The sequence below is a fragment of the Alsobacter metallidurans genome (genome assembly GCF_014636935.1).
Lineage (GTDB): Bacteria > Pseudomonadota > Alphaproteobacteria > Rhizobiales > Beijerinckiaceae > Alsobacter > Alsobacter metallidurans.
In genome coordinates, this window is the sequence record NZ_BMES01000001.1 from 835,258 (window position 1) to 853,576 (window position 18,319).

General features: G+C 67.9%; 23 protein-coding genes. 10 read left to right on the plus strand and 13 right to left on the minus strand.

Annotation, left to right across the window (positions count from 1 at the left end):
• Nucleotides 1-24 precede the first annotated feature (24 nt).
• Nucleotides 25-1,467, plus strand: a complete 1,443-nt coding sequence (locus IEV99_RS03630) for a cobyric acid synthase (RefSeq protein WP_188517635.1) — start codon at nt 25-27, stop codon at nt 1,465-1,467.
• Here the strand turns inward: IEV99_RS03630 and cbiB are convergent.
• Nucleotides 1,451-2,446, minus strand: coding sequence for an adenosylcobinamide-phosphate synthase CbiB (gene cbiB, locus IEV99_RS03635; protein WP_210318614.1), 996 nt, complete (start codon nt 2,444-2,446; stop codon nt 1,451-1,453). The two genes, IEV99_RS03630 and cbiB, sit on opposite strands and share 17 nt — an antisense overlap.
• Between cbiB and cobD the strand changes: the two genes are divergently transcribed.
• Nucleotides 2,440-3,528, plus strand: coding sequence for a threonine-phosphate decarboxylase CobD (cobD, locus tag IEV99_RS03640; protein WP_188516347.1), 1,089 nt, complete (start codon nt 2,440-2,442; stop codon nt 3,526-3,528). The two genes, cbiB and cobD, sit on opposite strands and share 7 nt — an antisense overlap.
• A 126-nt stretch (nt 3,529-3,654) precedes the next feature.
• Nucleotides 3,655-4,110, plus strand: coding sequence for a Ros/MucR family transcriptional regulator (locus IEV99_RS03645; RefSeq protein ID WP_188516348.1), 456 nt, complete (start codon nt 3,655-3,657; stop codon nt 4,108-4,110).
• Nucleotides 4,111-4,251: 141 nt separating this feature from the next.
• Here IEV99_RS03645 and IEV99_RS03650 read toward each other — a convergent pair whose 3' ends face one another.
• The 3 genes from IEV99_RS03650 to IEV99_RS03660 all read right to left on the minus strand — a co-directional run bounded on the left by IEV99_RS03650 (nt 4,252) and on the right by IEV99_RS03660 (nt 5,637).
• Complete coding sequence (locus IEV99_RS03650; RefSeq protein ID WP_188516349.1) at nt 4,252-4,644, minus strand: VOC family protein; 393 nt, start codon at nt 4,642-4,644, stop codon at nt 4,252-4,254.
• 108 nt (nt 4,645-4,752) lie between these two features.
• On the minus strand, nt 4,753-5,196 hold the full coding sequence (locus IEV99_RS03655) for a hypothetical protein (protein WP_188516350.1): 444 nt from the start codon (nt 5,194-5,196) through the stop codon (nt 4,753-4,755).
• Nucleotides 5,197-5,421: 225 nt separating this feature from the next.
• Nucleotides 5,422-5,637, minus strand: a complete 216-nt coding sequence (locus IEV99_RS03660) for a CsbD family protein (RefSeq protein ID WP_188516351.1) — start codon at nt 5,635-5,637, stop codon at nt 5,422-5,424.
• 145 nt (nt 5,638-5,782) lie between these two features.
• On the opposite strand from IEV99_RS03660, the gene IEV99_RS03665 reads away from it, so the two are divergent.
• Nucleotides 5,783-6,127 carry a hypothetical protein gene (locus IEV99_RS03665; RefSeq protein ID WP_188516352.1) on the plus strand — a complete coding sequence of 115 codons (345 nt, stop codon included), beginning with the start codon at nt 5,783-5,785 and terminating at the stop codon, nt 6,125-6,127.
• Between the two features lie 10 nt (nt 6,128-6,137).
• Here IEV99_RS03665 and tam read toward each other — a convergent pair whose 3' ends face one another.
• The gene (gene tam, locus IEV99_RS03670; protein ID WP_188516353.1) at nt 6,138-6,911 is read right to left on the minus strand and encodes a trans-aconitate 2-methyltransferase; all 774 of its coding nucleotides are present in this window, start codon (nt 6,909-6,911) and stop codon (nt 6,138-6,140) included.
• Between the two features lie 377 nt (nt 6,912-7,288).
• Between tam and IEV99_RS03675 the strand changes: the two genes are divergently transcribed.
• Nucleotides 7,289-7,642 carry a DUF3140 domain-containing protein gene (locus tag IEV99_RS03675; RefSeq protein WP_188516354.1) on the plus strand — a complete coding sequence of 118 codons (354 nt, stop codon included), beginning with the start codon at nt 7,289-7,291 and terminating at the stop codon, nt 7,640-7,642.
• 7 nt (nt 7,643-7,649) lie between these two features.
• Here IEV99_RS03675 and IEV99_RS03680 read toward each other — a convergent pair whose 3' ends face one another.
• From IEV99_RS03680 to IEV99_RS03700, 5 genes are all read right to left on the minus strand, one after another.
• Nucleotides 7,650-8,723 carry an ROK family protein gene (locus IEV99_RS03680; RefSeq protein WP_188516355.1) on the minus strand — a complete coding sequence of 358 codons (1,074 nt, stop codon included), beginning with the start codon at nt 8,721-8,723 and terminating at the stop codon, nt 7,650-7,652.
• Nucleotides 8,724-8,732: 9 nt separating this feature from the next.
• Nucleotides 8,733-9,047, minus strand: a complete 315-nt coding sequence (locus tag IEV99_RS03685; RefSeq protein ID WP_188516356.1) for a hypothetical protein — start codon at nt 9,045-9,047, stop codon at nt 8,733-8,735.
• 50 nt (nt 9,048-9,097) lie between these two features.
• Entirely contained in the window at nt 9,098-10,177 is a 1,080-nt protein-coding gene (uvsE, locus tag IEV99_RS03690) for a UV DNA damage repair endonuclease UvsE (protein ID WP_244643533.1), read from the minus strand.
• Between the two features lie 73 nt (nt 10,178-10,250).
• The gene (hpaI, locus tag IEV99_RS03695) at nt 10,251-11,015 is read right to left on the minus strand and encodes a 4-hydroxy-2-oxoheptanedioate aldolase (RefSeq protein ID WP_188516357.1); all 765 of its coding nucleotides are present in this window, start codon (nt 11,013-11,015) and stop codon (nt 10,251-10,253) included.
• Nucleotides 11,016-11,117: 102 nt separating this feature from the next.
• The gene (locus IEV99_RS03700) at nt 11,118-11,777 is read right to left on the minus strand and encodes a TetR/AcrR family transcriptional regulator (RefSeq protein WP_210318615.1); all 660 of its coding nucleotides are present in this window, start codon (nt 11,775-11,777) and stop codon (nt 11,118-11,120) included.
• Nucleotides 11,778-11,963: 186 nt separating this feature from the next.
• On the opposite strand from IEV99_RS03700, the gene IEV99_RS03705 reads away from it, so the two are divergent.
• The 5 genes from IEV99_RS03705 to IEV99_RS03725 all read left to right on the plus strand — a co-directional run bounded on the left by IEV99_RS03705 (nt 11,964) and on the right by IEV99_RS03725 (nt 15,395).
• Nucleotides 11,964-12,632 carry an amino acid ABC transporter permease gene (locus IEV99_RS03705; protein WP_188517638.1) on the plus strand — a complete coding sequence of 223 codons (669 nt, stop codon included), beginning with the start codon at nt 11,964-11,966 and terminating at the stop codon, nt 12,630-12,632.
• 10 nt (nt 12,633-12,642) lie between these two features.
• Entirely contained in the window at nt 12,643-13,284 is a 642-nt protein-coding gene (locus tag IEV99_RS03710) for an amino acid ABC transporter permease (protein ID WP_188516358.1), read from the plus strand.
• A gap of 62 nt (nt 13,285-13,346) precedes the next feature.
• Nucleotides 13,347-14,075 carry an amino acid ABC transporter ATP-binding protein gene (locus tag IEV99_RS03715; protein WP_188517639.1) on the plus strand — a complete coding sequence of 243 codons (729 nt, stop codon included), beginning with the start codon at nt 13,347-13,349 and terminating at the stop codon, nt 14,073-14,075.
• Nucleotides 14,076-14,106: 31 nt separating this feature from the next.
• Nucleotides 14,107-14,565, plus strand: coding sequence for a type II 3-dehydroquinate dehydratase (gene aroQ / locus IEV99_RS03720; RefSeq protein WP_188516359.1), 459 nt, complete (start codon nt 14,107-14,109; stop codon nt 14,563-14,565).
• Nucleotides 14,562-15,395 carry a shikimate dehydrogenase family protein gene (locus IEV99_RS03725; RefSeq protein WP_188516360.1) on the plus strand — a complete coding sequence of 278 codons (834 nt, stop codon included), beginning with the start codon at nt 14,562-14,564 and terminating at the stop codon, nt 15,393-15,395. The genes aroQ and IEV99_RS03725 overlap by 4 nt, the downstream gene beginning before the upstream one ends.
• A gap of 12 nt (nt 15,396-15,407) precedes the next feature.
• Here the strand turns inward: IEV99_RS03725 and IEV99_RS03730 are convergent, their stop codons facing one another.
• The 3 genes from IEV99_RS03730 to IEV99_RS03740 are packed head-to-tail and all read right to left on the minus strand — an operon-like array spanning nt 15,408 to nt 18,297.
• The gene (locus IEV99_RS03730) at nt 15,408-16,361 is read right to left on the minus strand and encodes an isoaspartyl peptidase/L-asparaginase family protein (RefSeq protein ID WP_188516361.1); all 954 of its coding nucleotides are present in this window, start codon (nt 16,359-16,361) and stop codon (nt 15,408-15,410) included.
• Between the two features lie 9 nt (nt 16,362-16,370).
• Nucleotides 16,371-17,456 (minus strand): DmpA family aminopeptidase, encoded by a 1,086-nt coding sequence (locus IEV99_RS03735; RefSeq protein WP_188516362.1) that lies wholly within the window; start codon nt 17,454-17,456, stop codon nt 16,371-16,373.
• Nucleotides 17,416-18,297 carry a polysaccharide deacetylase family protein gene (locus IEV99_RS03740; RefSeq protein WP_188516363.1) on the minus strand — a complete coding sequence of 294 codons (882 nt, stop codon included), beginning with the start codon at nt 18,295-18,297 and terminating at the stop codon, nt 17,416-17,418. The genes IEV99_RS03735 and IEV99_RS03740 overlap by 41 nt, the downstream gene beginning before the upstream one ends.
• Between the last annotated feature and the right edge of the window lie 22 nt (nt 18,298-18,319).

Below are 18,319 nucleotides of genomic sequence, written 5' to 3' on the forward strand. Positions count from 1 at the left end.
GCCGCCCCGCGCGCCCGGGCGCTGATGTTCCAGGGCACGGGCTCGGACGTCGGCAAGTCGCTGGTGGTGGCCGGGCTCTGCCGGGCCTATCGCAATCGCGGGCTGCGTGTGCTGCCGTTCAAGCCGCAGAACATGTCCAACAACGCCGCCGTCACGGCCGACGGCGGCGAGATTGGTCGCGCCCAGGCGCTGCAGGCCCGCGCCTGCGGCGTTCCGACCAGCGTTCACATGAACCCAGTGCTGCTGAAGCCGCAAAGCGAGATCGGCTCGCAAGTGGTGGTGCAGGGCCGCATCGTCGGCGCCGCCCGGGCGCGCGAGTACCAATCCTGGAAGCCGCGCCTGATGGCGGCCGTGCAGGAGAGCTTCGCGCGGCTGCGCCAGGAGGCCGATCTCGTGCTGGTGGAAGGCGCGGGCAGCGCCGCCGAGGTCAACCTCCGCCGCAACGACATCGCCAACATGGGCTTCGCCCGCCTGGCTGACGTCCCGGTGGTGCTGGTCGGCGACATCGACCGGGGCGGCGTCATCGCCCAAGTGGTCGGCACGCGCGCGGTGCTCGATCCGGAGGACGCCGCCATGGTGGCGGGGTTCCTGATCAACAAGTTCCGCGGCGACCCGACGCTGTTCACAGCCGGCATGGACCTCATCGCCGAGCGGGCAGGGTGGCCGGCGCTGGGGCTGATCCCGTTCTTCGCCGACGCCGGCCGCCTGCCGGCCGAGGACGCCGTGGCGCTGGACGTCCGCGCCCGCCCGGCGGACGCCCCGGTCACGATCGCGGTCCCGGTGCTGCCGCGCATTTCGAACTTCGACGATCTCGATCCGCTGAAGAACGAGCCCGGCGTGCGCCTGCTCCTGCTCAAGCGCGGCGAGCCCCTTCCGGGCGACACGGACGTGGTGATCCTGCCGGGCTCCAAGGCGACGATCGCGGACTTGGCCGCCCTGCGCGCCGAGGGCTGGGACATCGACATCCGGGCGCATGTCCGCCGGGGCGGGCGCGTACTGGGCCTGTGCGGCGGCTACCAGATGCTGGGCGCCACGATCGCCGATCCGCACGGCATGGAGGGGCCGGCGCAGACCGCGCCCGGCCTCGGGCTGCTGGCCGTGGACACAGTGATGACGGCAGAGAAACGGCTGGAAAGCGTCGCGGGAGCAAGCCTGGACGAGGACGCCCCCTTTAGCGGCTACGAGATGCACATCGGAAGCACGACAGGGCCCGACATTGCCCGCCCGGTGCTGCGCTTCGCGGATGGGCGGCTCGACGGCGCGGCCTCGCCCGATGGCCGCGTGCGCGGCGTGTACGTTCATGGCCTGTTTGGAGACGATTCCCAGCGCGCCGCCTGGCTGCGCTGGATGGGGGCGCAACCGTCCGGCTACGCCTATGAGGCGGACGTCGAGGCGACGCTGGACGCGCTCGCCGCCCATCTGGAGCGGCATGTCGACCTCGATCGGCTGCTCAGCTTCGCCAGATGAGCGCAGCGGCCAGCGCCGCGCCCACAAGCCACTGGATCACGCAGGCCCGGCGATAAAGCGCCAGCGCCGCCCGGATGTCGGCCGCTGTCGCCTCACGCCGGCCGTCGCCCATGAAGGCGTCGTCCACGAGCGCATCGGCATAGACGCGCGGTCCCGCCAACGCCAGCCCGAGCGCGCCCGCCATGGCGGCCTCGGGCCAGCCGGCGTTCGGAGAGCGGTGCTTGCCGGCGTCCCGCCAGACGGCCCGCAACGCGCCGCCGGCCGAGGCGCCGGGCGTGACCAGCGCGGCGAGCGTCAGCCAGAGCGCGGCGAGGCGCGAGGCCGGGAGATTGATCAGGTCGTCGAAGCGGGCCGCGGCCCATCCGAACGCCGCGTGCCGCGGCGTGCGGTGGCCGATCATGCTGTCGGCCGTGTTGGCGGCCTTGTAGAGCGCTCCGCCCGGCAGCCCCGCCGCGCAGAGCCAGAACGCAGGCGCGACCACGCCGTCGGAGAAGTTCTCGGCCAGGCTCTCGATCGCGGCGCGGCAGACGCCCGCCTCGTCCAGCGCCTTTGGGTTCCGGCCGACGATCATCGACACGGCCGCCCGTCCCCCCTCCAGGCCATTCCGGTCCAGTCCGGCCGCAACGGCGCGCACATGCTCGTCGAGGCTCCGCTGCGCCGGCAGGCTGGCGGCGAGCACGACCAGGGAGATGAAGCCCGCCCCGAACCCGCCCAGCACGGCCTGCGTCGCCAGCGCTGCACAGCCCACGGCGCCCAGCAGGATCAGGAGCGCCACGACGCCGCGAGCCCGCCGGCGGGCGAACGGATCACCGTCGCGGTTCAAGCCTCGATCCAGCCAGCCGATAAGCGCCCCCATCCAGGTGACCGGATGGCCGATGACGCGGTACACAGCAGTCGGATATCCGAGCGAAGCCTCCAGCGCGAGCGCCAGGAGGCCCAGCACCACGTGGGAGCCCATCAGGTGGGATTCGAATGACATCGCGCGCGCCGGACGGCCTTGAGGATCAGAGGGACGGAGTTCCGGCCGACGCTGGCGCGGCTGGAGGCGCGAACTACTACCATGGCGGAGCCTTGGCGGCAGCCCGTGCGCGGTTCCCCGACGCGCCCCAGCCCTGGATCGACCTGTCCACCGGCATCAACCCGGTCGCTTACCCTGTCGGGTCAATCTCCGCCGACGCCTGGATGCGGCTGCCGGATAGCGAGGACACGGCTGAACTGGAGCGCGTCGCCGCCGACGCCTATGGGGCGCCCGATCCGGCCTCGGTGGTGGCGGCGCCAGGCGCCCAGGCGCTGATCCAGGTGCTGCCTGGCCTGCTGCGCCCCCGGCGCGTGGGGGTGCTCGGCTTCACCTACGCGGAGCACGCCCGCTGCTTTCGAAGACTTGGAGCCGATGTCGTCACGCTCGACAGCCTCGATGAAGCCGCGGCTTCCGACGTCGTGGTGGTCGTGAACCCGAACAATCCGGACGGCCGCCTGGTCCCGCCCGCTCGTCTTCTGGAGGCAGGCGCTCGCTTGGCGTCCCAGGGGGGCGCGCTGGTTGTGGACGAAGCATTTCTGGACGTTCTCGACCCCGCCTTGAGCGTCGCAGACAACGCCGCCGATGCCGGCGTCATTGTGCTCCGCTCCTTCGGCAAGTTCTACGGTCTTGCCGGACTGCGGTTGGGCTTCGCGATCGCGCCACTTCGCATCGCGCGCGCGTTGCGGGACGCGCTCGGTCCCTGGGCGCTGAGCGGTCCAGCGATCCAGGTCGGCGCGCGCGCCCTTGCGGACGCCGCATGGCTGCGCGACCAGAGGCGGCGCCTAGCCGCCGACGCCGCCCGGATGGACGCCCTTCTGATGGGTCACGGTTTCAGGATCGTGGGTGGAACGCCGCTGTTTCGCCTGGCCGAGCACGACGCCTCCGAGCGCCTTTTCGAACTCCTGGGCGCACAGGGCGTGCTGGTCCGCCCCTTTCCGCAAAGGCCTGCTTGGCTACGGTTCGGCCTCCCGGAGCCAGACGTTTGGGACTTGCTGCACCGCCGCATGGAGAATGCCGTTCGCTCCGCATGCAACCAAAGTTGAAATCCGGCCTACCCTTTTAAGCATAGTCACAAGATAAGCAGATGAACGAATGCCAATCTTTGCACTTGCTGCTTGAATTGTAGTTCTCGCCGCTATAGTTGCACTCCTGACATCGCGGAGCGCACAATGACCGAGAACGCCGATTATGCCCTCGACCTCGTGGCCGATATTGTTTCAGCCTATGTTTCGAACAACAGTCTTTCTGCGGCCGAACTGCCTGCGCTGATCGCCAGCGTCCACGGCGCGCTCAACCAAGTCACCACTGGCAAGGTCGAAGAGCCGGCCGTGGAATTGAAGCCTGCCGTTTCGGTGAAGAAGTCGATCACCCCGGATGCGATCATCTGCCTGGAGGATGGCAAGTCCTTCAAGTCGCTGAAGCGTCACCTTGCGACCAAATACGGAATGACGCCGGACGACTATCGCGCTCGTTGGGGCCTGCCCAAGGATTACCCGATGGTGGCGCCGAACTACGCGGCCGCGCGCTCCGCGCTGGCCAAGACGATGGGCCTCGGCCAGGGCCGCCGGAAGCCCGAGCCAGAGCCGGTCAAGACCCGCAAGACCCGCAAGCTCGCGAATGCCTGAGCGATGGTTGCGGTCGGCCTACCGCAGCTCCAGCACGGATCAGGAAAGCCCGGCTTCGGCCGGGCTTTTTTTCGCCAGGAGGTTACCCCGTAGGTGGGCGTCGGCAGCGTCGGGCATGGACGCTAAAGCGAGAGAGCGCGCCTAAAGGCGACCGGCGTCGTGGCAGACCGCCTCGATGTTGTGGCCGTCGGGATCAAAGACGAAAGCGCCATAGTAGTTGGGATGATAGTGCGGCCGCAGGCCGGGCGGGCCGTTGTCGCTAGCGCTCGCCGCGATCGCGGCGGCGTAGAAGTCGTCCACCGCGGCTTCATCAACGGCCGAAAACGCGACGTGGAGACGCCCGACGATCGGCTGGCCCTCGGTGATCCAGAACTGCGGTCGCCCATCCTTGCCGAAGCCCGCATGGGCGCCGCTTGCGCTCGCGCCGTCGTCGACTTCCATGACGAGTTCATAGCCGAGCGTGCCGAGCACCTTTTTGTAAAACTCCAGCGACTGCACGTAGTTCGAGACCGGAAAGCCGATATGGTCGAGCATGGGGTTCTCCTCAGGCGGAGAAACCTAAAGCTGAAACCTCTGCGCGTGAAGCTCGCGCGTCCGGCGCCGCTCGGCCGCAGAAACGATCCCGGCCGAAGCCGCGATCGATCAGGCCACCATTGTGAGTTCGGCTTCCACGCGGGCCGGTATGAAGGCCTCCGCGGTTCCGTCTTCGCCGGCCGCCACGTCCTCGATGGACGCGCCGACGTCCTGGGCTTCGCGAGCGATTTCCTTGGCGATGCGCACCAGGGTCGGGCGGCTCTTGTCGAGCAGGGGAGCGAGCCAGTCGGACATCTCGGCCGTGAGAACGCCGATGGGGCGCTCGCCCCATACCGCATAGTCGACCACGTTTGCGACGAGCCAAGCTCCGTAGGCGCGGTCGTAGCGCCGCACGTCGCGCTCGAGCCGGATGAGCACCTCGATCTCCTCGCGCGAACTGACGCCATCCGGCAGCACCTTGCGATGCAGTCGCTGCACGTCGCCAAAGGTGATGCGCCCGGTGCGGGAGACGATTTCGGCGAAAGCCGTGAGGGCGGTATGGGAGTTGGTCATGGCGTCTGCTCGCGGTGGTCGCTTGAATGTCTTGCAGCCATTCAAGCCGCCACTGCTGGCCGCCACGTTAAAAACGATGCTGAATCGATGTTCAGGTTAAATGAACGTGTTCAATCGATTGCCGAGATCTTACTTCACGATCTGAAAACCATGCAGCCGCACGTCTGGCCGGTGACATGAAAAAGCCCCGCCGAAGCGGGGCTTTTCCTTCGCCGTGCAGGAAGCTCAGAGCTTCTTGTTGGCGGTGTCCGAAATCTTGTCGGCCATGTTCTTGGCGCCGGCCTTGGCGTCGCCCATGGCCTGCTGAGCCTCGCCCTTGGCCTCCTGGGCCATGCCCTCGGCGCGCATCTTGTCGGAGCCGACGACCTTGCCGATGCCCTGCTTGATGTTGCCCATGGCTTCGTTGCCCAAGCCGGCGGCCTTGTCGGTGGTGCTACCCATTTTAAGTCTCCCGTTGTGTACGCTTGCGTCGGGAAGTGAACGGGTTTCGGGAGGGAAGGTTCCGGAAAACATGCGGCGATCCACGGTTGGCGAGTTCCGTCGACGCGCTTATCTGTGACGGATCGAAAGTCGCCACGAGCCAGCCATGACGGTCATCCCGCTGTTTCCAACGCCACGCGACGAGATTGTCCGGCTCGAAGAGCAGATCGAGGCGTTAGGCGAGGCGGTCGAGCGTTCGCGCAAGCTCATCACGCTCTCGCGAGCCGCAGCCGTGCTGGGAGCCGTTTCGCTGGTGGTGGTCGCGACGGGAGTCGCGGCGCTGAATTCATCCGTGACGCTGTTCGGCATCGCGACCTTGCTCGGCGGCATGGTGCTGGCCGGCTCCAGCCGCAGCACCCTCGACGAACATGTCGAGGCGCTCGAAAAGGCCCGGCAGGCGCGCGACGCTCTGATCGACGAGGTCGCGCCTGTGTCGGTGACGCTTCACTGAGGAGTCCGCCTCAGGATCGCGTCGCCACCAAGAAGAGCCGGGGAAAGCGCAGCAGCACGACGCCATCCTGTTGCGCCGGATACTCCATTGCGATCCGGGCCTGATAGGCGGCCAGAAACCCGGTCCGCAGATCCGCCGACAGCGGATCGAGGTAGGGCCTCAGGCCAGTGCTCTTGAACCATTCGACGATCGCGGCGGCGCCTTGCAGCGGATGGACATAGGTCGTCTGCCATATGTCGACCTCGCAGCCGGCGGCGCGAAGGATGGCGTAGTAGCCGTCGAAACTCTCGATCGGCGTCCGCGCCCCGGCCGCGCCCGCGAGCGCGTTGCGCCACGGTCCGTCGCCGGCCGCCTCCGCCATCGCCCGGTGCGACGGCTCATTGAGATTGTTGGGCATCTGGATCGCCAGCGCGCCGCCCGGCGTCAAGGCCGAGACGAGCCGCGGAAACAGCGCCGCATGATCCGGCAGCCACTGCATGACGGCGTTTGCAAAGATCACGTCGTAAGGCCGCGCCGGCCGCCATGTCGCGATGTCGGCGAGACCGAACGTGGCGCCGGGCAGGCGCTTCTTCGCCGTTTCGATCATGTCCGGGGAACTGTCCACGCCCTCCACAAGCGCATCGGGAAATCGCCGCGCCAGCAGTTCGGTGCTGTTGCCCGGGCCACAGCCGAGATCGATCACCCGCCGGGGCGCTTCGACGCGAACGCGGTTCAGGAGGTCGACGGAGGGGCGCGTCCGCTCGTCCTCGAACTTCAGGTACTGGTCGGCGCTCCAGTCGGCCATGTGGCGATCTCCGGTTGTCCCGGCGCATCAGTAGCGCCGGGATGGGTTGCAAGGAAGCCGCCTCGGCTCAGGGCTGCCGAGACCGGCCGGCTGCCTCACCGTCCTGACCGACGAAGGCAACTGGCGTCCTGAGTGGCGAACGCAACCGAGATCGACGCCAGCTCGATCAGCCCCCTGGGCGAACCATCGACGTCATGCCGCCGGATCTTTCCGAACGTCGCCGCGGGTCAGGTGCGGCGAAAACGCCCGGCTGGTGAGCGGACCCAAGGCGGGGCGGAACCATCGGTTCGGCCCGCGCGATGCGCTTGAAAGCCGCGCCCGGTCCGGAGCCCGGACGGTGGAGCTGTCCGTTCGCAAGAAGATGGAGGGAAACTGACATGACCAAAAGCCACGACGACACCTACAAGGCCTTTCGCGAAGCCGTGAACATGACGCCAGCCGAACTGGAGCGCTGGCTCGAAACAGATCACTCCCGCGAAGTGGGCTGGACCGACGGCCACGCGAAGCACTCCGCCAGCGAGGCGGAGTCGGTCGGGCACCGGTCTGGGCGCCGCATCGTCGAGCTCAAGCGCACCGCCAAGGCCGACCTGTCGGACGACGACTACGCTCACACGGCCAAGGTGGTCGGCTATGTTCACCGCCACATGGCCCAGCGGCCGGCCGGCGACGTCACGGACACGCGCTGGCGCTACTCGCTGATGAACTGGGGCCACGACCCCAAGAAAGGCTGAGGCCGGGCTACCCGGCCTTCTTGCCCTTCACGGCAGCCTTGTTGGTGAAGCGGGCGTTGCCCAGCCCCGTCCCGATCGTCAGGATGCCCCAGTGGGCGACGTCGGCCATGAACGGGATCTGGCTCAGGCCCTGCACCACGGCGTCGTTGTGCATCAACACCGTGGTGTCGTGCTTTCCGATGCTGGGGATCTCCTTTGCGATCAGCTCCGGCAGGTTGAAGTGATCGCTTTCCCAGTTGCCGCCCGGCAGGTTCTGGCCGCCGCGGTCGATGCTGCCGTCTGGCTCGATCACGCCCGGGCAGCCGACGCCGATGATGGGGGCCAGCTTCATGCCCTCCTTCTCGGCGCGCGCTATCAGGTCGCGCACCATCTCGACAAGCCGCTTTACCGCCGAAGTTCGCTTCGGCTTGTCGTCGGCGTGGCGCCAGAGCTCGGTTTTCCAGACCTCGGCGAGCGAGAGGTCCTTCTCCTTTTGCATGTTGAGCGTGACCACGCCCGCCCGGATATTGGAGCCGCCGATATCGACGCCGATCAGCGCCTGATGGCCTTCCAGCGCCCATGGCGGGATGAGGTGGGCGACGCCGATCAGCCCCGCGTGGTCGGGGTGCTGGCGGATAGGCATCAGCTTCACGTCGTGCCCAGAGCCCTTGAGCAGTCCGCTCGTGCGTCCGATCACGAGTTCGCCAAGCCGCCCCTGGCGAAAGCCGCCGCCGACCGCGATGTTCTGGGTGTTCTCCCAACCCTTCGTGCGCAGGAAGCGCCGCGTCACGGCCGCGAGCTCCTGGGAGAAATCCTCCACGGCGCCATGGATGATCCCCACCGCGTCCGGATCGCCGTTGAGGAAGATTTCCTCCAGCTTCTTCTTGCCGATTTGCGAGCTCGGCTTGTCGCCAAGCGGGTCTTCGTCGTACTGGCGGAACCGCTCGCGCCAGTCTTCCAGCACCTCGACGAAAGCGCGTTTGCTGGCGCGGTCGCCGATGAAGCCGTCCTGGTGCCGAACCTCGAGATTGTAGCTGTCGATGGTGACGGACGGCAGGTCGAAGGCGCCGTGAGGCCCCTTGGGGGTTTCGCGTGCGGGCATGAGCGGTCCTTACTCCGGGCGTTCGCTGAGGACGATCGCCTCGTCGGAGCGGGTGCGCTCCTCAAGCTCCTGGCGGGTGTGCTTCTCGCAAAGGTCGGCCGCGCAACGCAGCAGCTGCCCGGCCGCCGCATAGGCGTCCAGCGCCATCGCGCCGGCGTCGCGGCCGGCGTCCTGCGGCACGCGGATCCGCAACGAAATGCTCTGCACCGGACCATCATCGTCGGCGCGGAAGCCAAAGTTGAGCTCGGTCGCGAGCGTCGGCGGACGGTCGCCGTCCGAGGGCGCGAGCTTCATTTCGCCAAACGAAAAGCTGTAGAACTGCATCGCGCCTCGCCACTCTGGACGCCGGAACAACGCGCGATGCTCGGTTCCGTTCAGGCTCCGCCGGCGACGTTTTCCTCGTCCAGCACAGCGTCTTCCTCGGCCTCGAGCCGGGACGCGTCCTCAGGCCGCAGCCCGAAGCGGGCCGCTACGTCCGGCGCATAGCGCAGGAGGTCCGGCCGCAGCCGCAACAGCGCGAGGTCCTTGGCCTTGGCCTCCAGCATCACGTCGAAGTCCAGCCCCTCGGCGATCCTCATGAAGGTCGCGAACTCGAAGGGATTGCAGAAGTCGGCGTGCCCGGTGAACACCGGCGCGACGTAGTGCGTGGTTTTCTTGCGCGTCGCCTTGTCCACCCGCTGCTGCTCGCGCAGCTCCGTCCGGGGCGACGAGAAGTGCACCTTGGGCTGCTGGTCGTCCGGCCAGGTCGCCAACATCGCGGCCAGCGTGGCGCGCATGTCGGCGCGTTCGGGGTTGAGGCACCAGAAATGCTGGTGGTCGAAGATCAGCCGCACACCGGTTTCGCCATGGATCCACAGCGTATCGGCGGCCGAGAAGCGCAGGTCGTCATGCTCCAGCGTCAGCCGGCGCCGCACCGGCTCCGGCAGGGTCGGCCAGGTCTGGGCCCAGCGCGCCCGGCTGGCTTCGAGGTCGCCATAGACGCCGCCGACATGGATCACCAGCACGGCCTCGGGGCCGAGCTCCATCAGGTCGAGCATCTCGGCCTGGCTGGCGAGGTCCCAGGCGCTCTTGCGGATGAGCTCGGGGTCCGGGCTGTTCAGGACGACATATTGCGACGGATGGAACGACAGCCGGACGCCGAGCTCCTTTGCCTTGGCCCCGATGGCGCGCAGCTCCGGCGCGCTCTCGCGCACCATGTCGTGGAACTGCGGCATGTCCGGGTGGGTGGCGTAGGGCGCCAGGTCCGACGACATCCGGTACATGCGGATGTCGTGCCGAACCAGATAATCGAGCAGCGTATCGAGGTAGCCGAGCGAAACCTTGAGATGCGGATCGCTGGTGGAGCGCCGGGCGTCATGGCTCTTCAAGTCGTCCCGGCCCATAACCTTGACCGGGAAGCCCAGCCGCGAGATCCGGCGCTGGCCGCCCGGCGCCGTCGATAGAATGTCTGTCACGCGTAGGTTCCTGTTCGTGGACCCTACGGAAACGGCGGTGGGCTGGATCGGTCCCGCCCTGCGGCGAACGAACTCAGCCGCGAAATTGCTTCAGGAGCGCCTCGGCGCTTCGCGCCAGGATCGTCGCGTCCACGCCCACGCTCGTGAAAGTCGTGCCCCATTCCATGCAGCGCTTCGCGAAGGCGGTGTCGGGCGTCAGGATGCCGGCCGGCTTGCCGCAGGCGCGGATGCGCCGGATGCCGTCCTCGATGGCGGATACCACTTTGGGGTTGGCTGGCTCGCCGATGCAGCCGAGGCTGGCCGCGAGATCGGCGGGGCCGATGAACACTCCGTCCACCCCCTCGACGGCGGCGATTTCCTCGAGGTTGTCGAGCGCCTCCTGCGTCTCGATCTGCACCAGCAGGCACAGTTCCTCATGGGCGCGCTTGCCGTAGTTGGCGACCCGCCCGAACGCTGTCGCACGGGTGACGCCCGACACGCCCCGGATCCCCTCCGGCGGATAGCGCATCGCCGAAACGGCCGCGCGCGCTTCCGCGGCGTTCTGAACGTAGGGAATCAGCAGCGTCTGCGCGCCGAAATCGAGCAAGCGCTTGATCAGCACGGCGTCGTTGCTGGCCGGCCGCACGATCGGGGTGACCGGGTAGGGGGCCACGGCCTGCAATTGGGCCAGGATCGTGAGCGGATCGCCGGGCGAATGCTCGGTGTCCAGCAGCATCCAGTCGTAGCCCGCCCCGGCCAGCGCTTCGGCCGCGTAGGAGCCCGGCAGGCTGCACCAGAGGCCGATCTGTTGCCGCCCTTCCAGGATGGCGCGCTTGAAGGCGTTCTGGGGCAACTGCATGACGAACCTCGGACGGGGAAGGGAGCAGGACGGACGGGCGCTTGCGCCCCGGCAGGATGACGGCCCGGCGGCGGCGCGTCCACCCGTCAAACCGCATGCCGGCTAGGCGGAAGGGTCCGGCTCGCGAAGCACGTAGCGCAGCACCGTGTCGGCCGCGACCGCGCGGCGCCGGGCGAGCGCCTCAGGGGTGTCCATCGCGACCCGGAAAATGCGCGAGAAGGTCGCGCGGTGCGACACGTTGAAGATCGCCAGCGCGCTGATCGTCATGTGAAGGTCGATGATGTCGAGACCCGCCCTAAACACGCCCTCTCGAACGCCGCGATCGTAGACGTCCCGCAGCATCTCGATGATGGACAGGTTCAGCTTCTGAATTTTGGCGGATTTCGCCAGATGCTCACCGTTGTGGATGTTCTCCACGATGATCAGGCGGACGAACCAGGGATGGCCGTTCTGGTAGTCGAAGGTGAACTCCGTCAGGCGGCGTAGCGCATCCGCGGGGCCCAGTCCGGTCAGGTTCAGTTCGCGCTCGACCTGCCGCATGGTCGCATAGGCGGCCTCCAGGGCGGCGACGAACAAGCCCTCCTTGTCCTTGAAATAGTAGTAGATCATCCGCTTGCTGGTGTCGGTCTTGGCGGCGATCTCATCCACGCGCGCACCACTGTAGCCATGCTCCGCGAATTCGCGGCTGGCGACCTCCAGGATGTTGCGGCGGACGCCCTCGGGGTCCTGCGCGCGGGTCGCCGGCTTGGCTGTGGTGGTCATCCTCGCGTCCCCTCCGAGGCCGCACCCCGGCCTCGCGCCAGCTTTGTACTGACTGGTTCATTTTCGCGTTGACTAAATGTACCAGTTAGTACAACGTCGCGAAACCATAAAAACGGCGCCTTTCGGGGACGCCAGAGCAGCGCCATCGGACCCGAACACGGGCGGCGCTGCAGAATGGGTGGAAACGTGGGCTATCAACTCGATTTCAGCGTCGTCTGGGATGCGTTGCCGTCCCTGCTCTGGGCGTGCCTTGGCACGATCGGGCTCGCAGTCAGCGGCATGCTGCTCGCCATAGTGATCGGGGTCGGCGGCGTCATGCTGCGCGACAGCCGCTTCAAGCCAGCGCGTTGGGCCGTGATGGCCTTCGTGGAGTTGATCCGCAACACGCCGTTTCTGGTGCAGATCTTCTTTATCTTCTTCGCCCTGCCGCTGATCGGCCTCCGGCTCGATCCGACTCCGACCGCGATCCTGGCGCTCGGGATCAACGGCGGCGCCTACGCGATCGAGATTATCCGGGGCGGCGTGCAGTCCATCGGCAAGGGCCAGATCGAGGCGGGCCTGGCGCTCGGCCTGCACAAGGCGCAGGTCTTCCGGCTCATCGTCCTGAAGCCGGCGCTGCGGGCCATCTTTCCGTCCCTGACGAGCCAGTTCGTGCTGCTCACGCTCACCACGAGCGTGGCCTCGGCGATCTCCGCCTACGAACTGACCTCCGTGGCGCAGCAGATCGAGTCGAATACGTTCCGCAGCTTTGAGGTCTACGGGACCATCACGGTGTTCTACCTCGTGATGTCGTGGCTGCTGATGAGGGTCTTCGACCAGATCTCGCGCCGCTATTTCAGCTACCCGGTGAAGTGAGGGCGACGCGATGGGCTGGAATGAGTTCGCCTTTCTGCTGCGCGGCCTGCAATGGACCGTGGCGCTCTCGCTGGTCGGCTTCATCGGCGGCGGCGTCTTCGGCCTCGCGGTCGCGTTGGCGCGCACCTCCGGCCAGCCGCTGCTCGAGCGCGTGACGGCGGGCTATATCGGCCTGTTCCAGGGCACGCCGCTGCTGATGCAGTTGTTCGTCGTCTATTACGGACTGGCGCTGATCGGCCTGAAGCTCGACGCCTGGGTGGCTGTCTCGATCGGCTTCACGCTCCATGCCAGCGCCTTCCTGGGAGAGATTTGGCGCGGCTCCATCCAGGCCGTGCCGCGCGGCCAGACGGAAGCCGCGAACGCGCTGAGCCTGCACTACGTGTCGCGCATGAAGGACGTCGTTCTCCCGCAGGCCTTCCGCATCTCGCTGCCCGCCACGGTGGGCTTCCTGGTGCAGCTCATCAAGGGCACGTCGCTCGCTGCCATCGTGGGCTTCACCGAACTCGCCCGGGCGGGCAACATCGTCTCCAACCAGACGTTCAAGCCGCTCCTCGTGTTTGCGGTGGTGGGGGCCCTCTACTTCGTCATGTGCTGGCCGCTGTCGCTCTACGGCGCCCACCTGGAGCGCCGCTTCGCGGCCGCGTCCCGCTAGCAGGAACGGAATTCGCCATGGCCGCCGCAAACGCCTCACCCGCGCCCGCCTCCGCTCAGCCGATGATCGCAATGCGCGGCGTCGAGAAATGGTACGGCGACTACAAGGCGCTCACGGACATCAACCTCACGGTCGCATCCGGCGAGAAGATCGTGCTCTGCGGGCCGTCCGGCTCAGGCAAGTCCACGTTGATCCGCTGCATCAACCACCTGGAGCCCTATTCGGCCGGCGAGATCCGCGTCGACGGTACGCTGCTCGGCGACGACCGCAAAACCATCGACGCGGTGCGCCGCGAGGTCGGGATGGTGTTCCAGCAATTCAACCTGTTTCCCCATCTCACCGTGATGCAGAACTGCACGCTCGCCCCCATGCGCTCGCGCGGCCTGGGGAAGGCGCAGGCCGAAGCGGTGGCGCGCCGCCTGCTCGATCGCGTGAAGATCCTCGACCAGGCCGACAAATTCCCGGCGCAGCTGTCGGGTGGCCAGCAGCAGCGTGTCGCCATCGCCCGGGCGCTCTGCATGAAGCCGAAGGTGATGCTCTTCGACGAGCCCACCTCGGCGCTCGACCCCGAGATGGTCAAGGAAGTGCTCGACACCATGATCTCCCTGGCCGAAGACGGCATGACGATGATCTGCGTCACCCACGAAATGGGCTTCGCCCGCCAGGTCGCCGACCGCGTGATCTTCATGGCGGGCGGCGCCATCGTGGAGGAAGGCCATCCGGCCGAGTTCTTCAAGGCGCCCAAGCACGAGCGCACGCGCAAGTTCCTGGGCGAGATTCTCGGCCACTAATCCTTCGACGCCTCCCTGACGGAAAACGCCCATGAGCCGCCTCGTTTACGTTCTGAACGGTCCCAACCTGAACCTTCTCGGCAAGCGCCAGCCGCATATCTATGGCCACGAGACGCTGGCCGACGTGGAGGCCGACTGCCGCAAGCTCGCGGGCGAACTCGGTCTGGAGCTGCGCTTTCACCAGAGCAACCGCGAGTACGAGATCATCGACTGGGTTCACGAGGCGCGCGAGACGGCGGGCGGCATCGTCATCAACCCTGCCGCCTTCACGCATACCTCGGTGGCGATCCTCGATGCGCTGAACACCTTCGACGCGCCCGTGATCGAGGTGCACATCTCCAACGTCCACAAGCGCGAGGCCTTCCGGCACCACTCCTACGTGTCCCTGCGCGCCGACGGCGTGATCGCGGGCCTGGGCACGCAAGGCTACCAGCTCGCGCTCAGGCGCGTCGCCAAGCTGATCGATGAGAAGAAGGCCCCGGCCGCATGATCAACGGCGATACGGTGCTGATCGCGCACATCGGCTACCCGACGAGCACGTTCAAGGCGCCGCTGATCTACAATCCCTATTTCGAGAGCATCGGCGTCAACGCCGTGGTGGTCCCGATGGGCGTCAAGGCCGAGGGCTATCCCGGCACGCTGGCGGCGCTGCGGGGCTTCACCAACCTGCGCGGCGCGTTGATCACCATGCCGCACAAGGTCACCACCGTCGGCCTCGTCGACGAAGTCTCGACCACGGCCCGCATCGCGGGCGCGTGCAATGCCGTGCTATTGCGGCCCGACGGTACGCTGCTCGGTGACATGTTCGACGGCGAGGGCTTCGTTCGGGGCGTGCTGCGCAAGGGACGCGCCGTAGCGGGAGCCCGGGTCCTGGTGATCGGCGCAGGGGGCGTCGGCTGCGCCATCGCGGCGTCGCTTGCGGCGGCCGGCGCGGGCGCGCTTGGCCTTTTCGACGTGAACCCCGCCGCCGCCGAGGCGCTGGCGACCCGCCTGCGCGAACACTACCCCAAGATTGCCGTCACGGTTGGATCGCGCGATCCAGCCGGTTGCGACATCGTCGTCAACGCCTCGCCGCTGGGCATGAACGCCGGCGATGCGCTGCCGGTGGACGTTGAACGTCTCGCGCCCTCGACCTTCGTCGGCGAGGTCGTGATGAAGCAGGAGATCACGCCCTTTCTGGCCGCCGCCCGTGCGCGCGGCTGCGAATACCAGGTCGGAACCGACATGCTCTTCGAGCAAATTCCGGCCTACCTCGAGTTCTTCGGCTTCCCCAGCACCACGCCGGACGTGCTCCGGAGCGTGGCGCAGATCAGCTACTGACCATCGCCGCGCCTACGCGGCGCCGAGCTCGAACACCTCGGCGTGCGTGGCGACGGCCAAGCGGCCATCCCGGTCGATCCAGCCCCGGAACATGCCGTCGGTGTTGAAGGGCGCGGCGATGCGGCCCTCGGCGTCGATCGCAACCAGCCCGGCGCCGACCCCGTAGGGCGCAAGGTCGCGCATCACGACCTGCTCGGCCGCCGCATCCAGGCTTTCGCCCAGATACGCCATGCGGCTCGCGATCTCGTGCGCCAGCACGTGGCGGATGAACACCTCGCCCTTGCCGGTGCCCGACACCGCGCAGGCGCCGTCGCGCGCATAGGTTCCGGCGCCGATGATTGGGCTGTCGCCGATGCGTCCCACCGGCTTGTTCGTGAAGCCGCCCGTCGAGGTCGCGGCCGCCAGATGGCCGGCGGCGTCCAGCGCCACCGCTCCGACGGTGCCGTGCTTCTCGGCTTCGCTTGCAGTCAGCGTCGTGCCCGCCTTGGCGCGCGCCTGCATGGAGGCGAGCGCCTTGCGGCGACGCTCCGTGCCGAAATAGGAGGGATCGACGACGCGCAGGCCCGCCTCCTCGGCGAAGCGGTCCGCCGCCTGGCCGGTGAGCATCACGCTGTCGCCGCGCTCCATCAGCGCCCGGGCGGCGCTGACCGGGTTGCGGATGCGCCGTGCTGCGCACACCGCGCCGGCCGCCAGCGTCGCGCCGTCCATGATGGACGAATCCAGCTCGTTCTCGCCCGCCGCATTGAAGGCGGCGCCATGGCCGGCGTTGAACTGCGGCGAGTCCTCCATGACCATCACGGCCGCCTCGACGGCGTCCACGGCCGTGCCGCCGTTTTGCAGCTTCGCCCACCCGGCCCGCAGCGCACGGGCGAGGTCCTCGCGCGCGGCGCTCCACTCGGCCTCGGAGAGGTCGAGCTGGGCCATGACGCCGCAGCCTCCGTGAATGGCGATCGCCGGCCGTGCCATGGTGCTCTCCTAGGGTTTGTTCGCCGAAAGGGCTTCGGCCAGGGAAGGTCGGTCATGGCCGTCGCGGCCCGTCATCGCGGGGCTCGACAGCATCGCATCCAGCACGGCTTCCTGCGTCGCGCCCGCCACGGCCTCGAACACCGTGTCCATGCGCCTCTCCGCCAGCATCGCGATCGGCACGACGTCGCGCGCCTCGTCATGCCGAATGCGCCACGCCGTCGTGAACCCGATCGCTACGTCGCCGCTGCCATGGCCCCAGAACGAGCCGAGCCGTGCGAGCCCGACGCCCGCGCGCCGGATGGCGCGGGTGAGTTGGCGATGGTCGAGCGGCAGGTCCGTCGCCACGATGATGATGACGGAGCCACGCTCGGGACTTGTCGCGGAGGAGGGTGTCGGCGCGCGGCTTCCGTCCGGGAGCACGAGGTCCCCCGCCCGGCCGAAATTGGCGAGCGTCAGGACGCCGAGATGGACCGGGCCGCCCTCCAGATCCAGCCGGCGCGAGGCCGTGCCGACCCCGCCCTTGAACCCGAAGGCGCTCATGCCGGTCCCGGCGCCCACCGAGCCCCGCGCGAAGTCTGGCGCGGCGGCGGCGATCGCCGCCAGCGCGTGCTCCTGCGTCACCGCTAGCGCCTGGATGTTGCTGAGATACCCGTCGTTGCACTCGCCCACGAGCGCGTTCACCGTCGAGGTGCGCCGGCCGATGGCGGGATTGCGGCCGATCGCGTCGCGGATCAGCGCATCCGCGCAGGCGCCCACCCCGAACGTGTTGGTGAGCAGGATCGGCGTCTCGATCTCGCCCAGCTCCTCCACCTGCATCAGCCCGACGCTCTTGCCGAAGCCGTTGATCACGTGCACGGCCCCGGGAACCTTCTCGCGAAACAGGTCGCCGCCATGCGGCAGCACGGCCGTCACGCCGGTGCGCAGGTCGCCGTCCAGCAGCGTGACGTGGCCGACCGTGACGCCGGGCACGTCCGCGATGCTGTTGCGCGCGCCTGTGGGCTGCGCCCCGAAGGTCCAGCCGAGTGCGCGAGCGGGAGAGAGCGCCGGGCCCACGTCAGGCGGCGTTGTCGCGGGCGAAGCGCGCCACGTCCGCATGCGTGGCGAACCAGGCGCCCGCGTGGCCCTTAATATAGGTGATCAGCTCCTCGAGGATCCAGATCCGCGAACGGTAGGTGATCACGTGCGGATGCATGGTGAGCAGGAACAGGCCGCCGTCCCGATACGCCCGGTCGAACTCGCGCTTGAAGATGTCGAGCACGGCCGTGGGCGGCGTGTAGGGCCGAAGCGCCGTGAAGCGGTTCATGTTGAAATAGACCGCATCGTCGCGCACCCACTCCACCGGCAACTCGACGATGCCAGTCGGCTCCCCGTCTTCCAGGATCTCGTAGGCGTCGTCGTCCGCCATCAGGGAGGAATCGTAAAGCAGGCCGAGCTCACGCTCGATTTTCAGCGTCTCCTGCGAGAAGTCCCAGGAGGGCGTGCGCATGCCCACGGGCCGCACGCCGGTGATCTTCTCCAGCGTATCGGCGGCGCGGAAGTGCAGGTCGCGCTCGGCGTCCGCCGGCACCTTGGTGTTGAGCTCATGAATCCAGCCATGCAGGCCGATCTCATGGCCTTCCGCGATCACGCGCCGCTGTTCGTCCGGGTGCAGCAGCGCTGAAACAGCCGGCACGAAAAAGGTCGCCGGCACGCTCTCGCGCCCGAGAATATCGAGAATGCGCGGCACGCCGACCCGCGAGCCGTATTCGCCGCGCGACATTGCGCCGATAGATTCGCCGCCGTCGCGCAGCTCGTTGGTTTCATGGTCGCTGTCGAAGGAGAGCGCCACCGCGCAGCGCGCGCCGCCTTTCCAGGCCGCCGGCTTCAGCGCCCGGCCCGCCCGCACCTTGCCGACCTTCTGGCGCCAGGTCTCTTCCGGCCACTGCCACGGTTCCATGGGCGTCTCCTCGTGTTCTCTG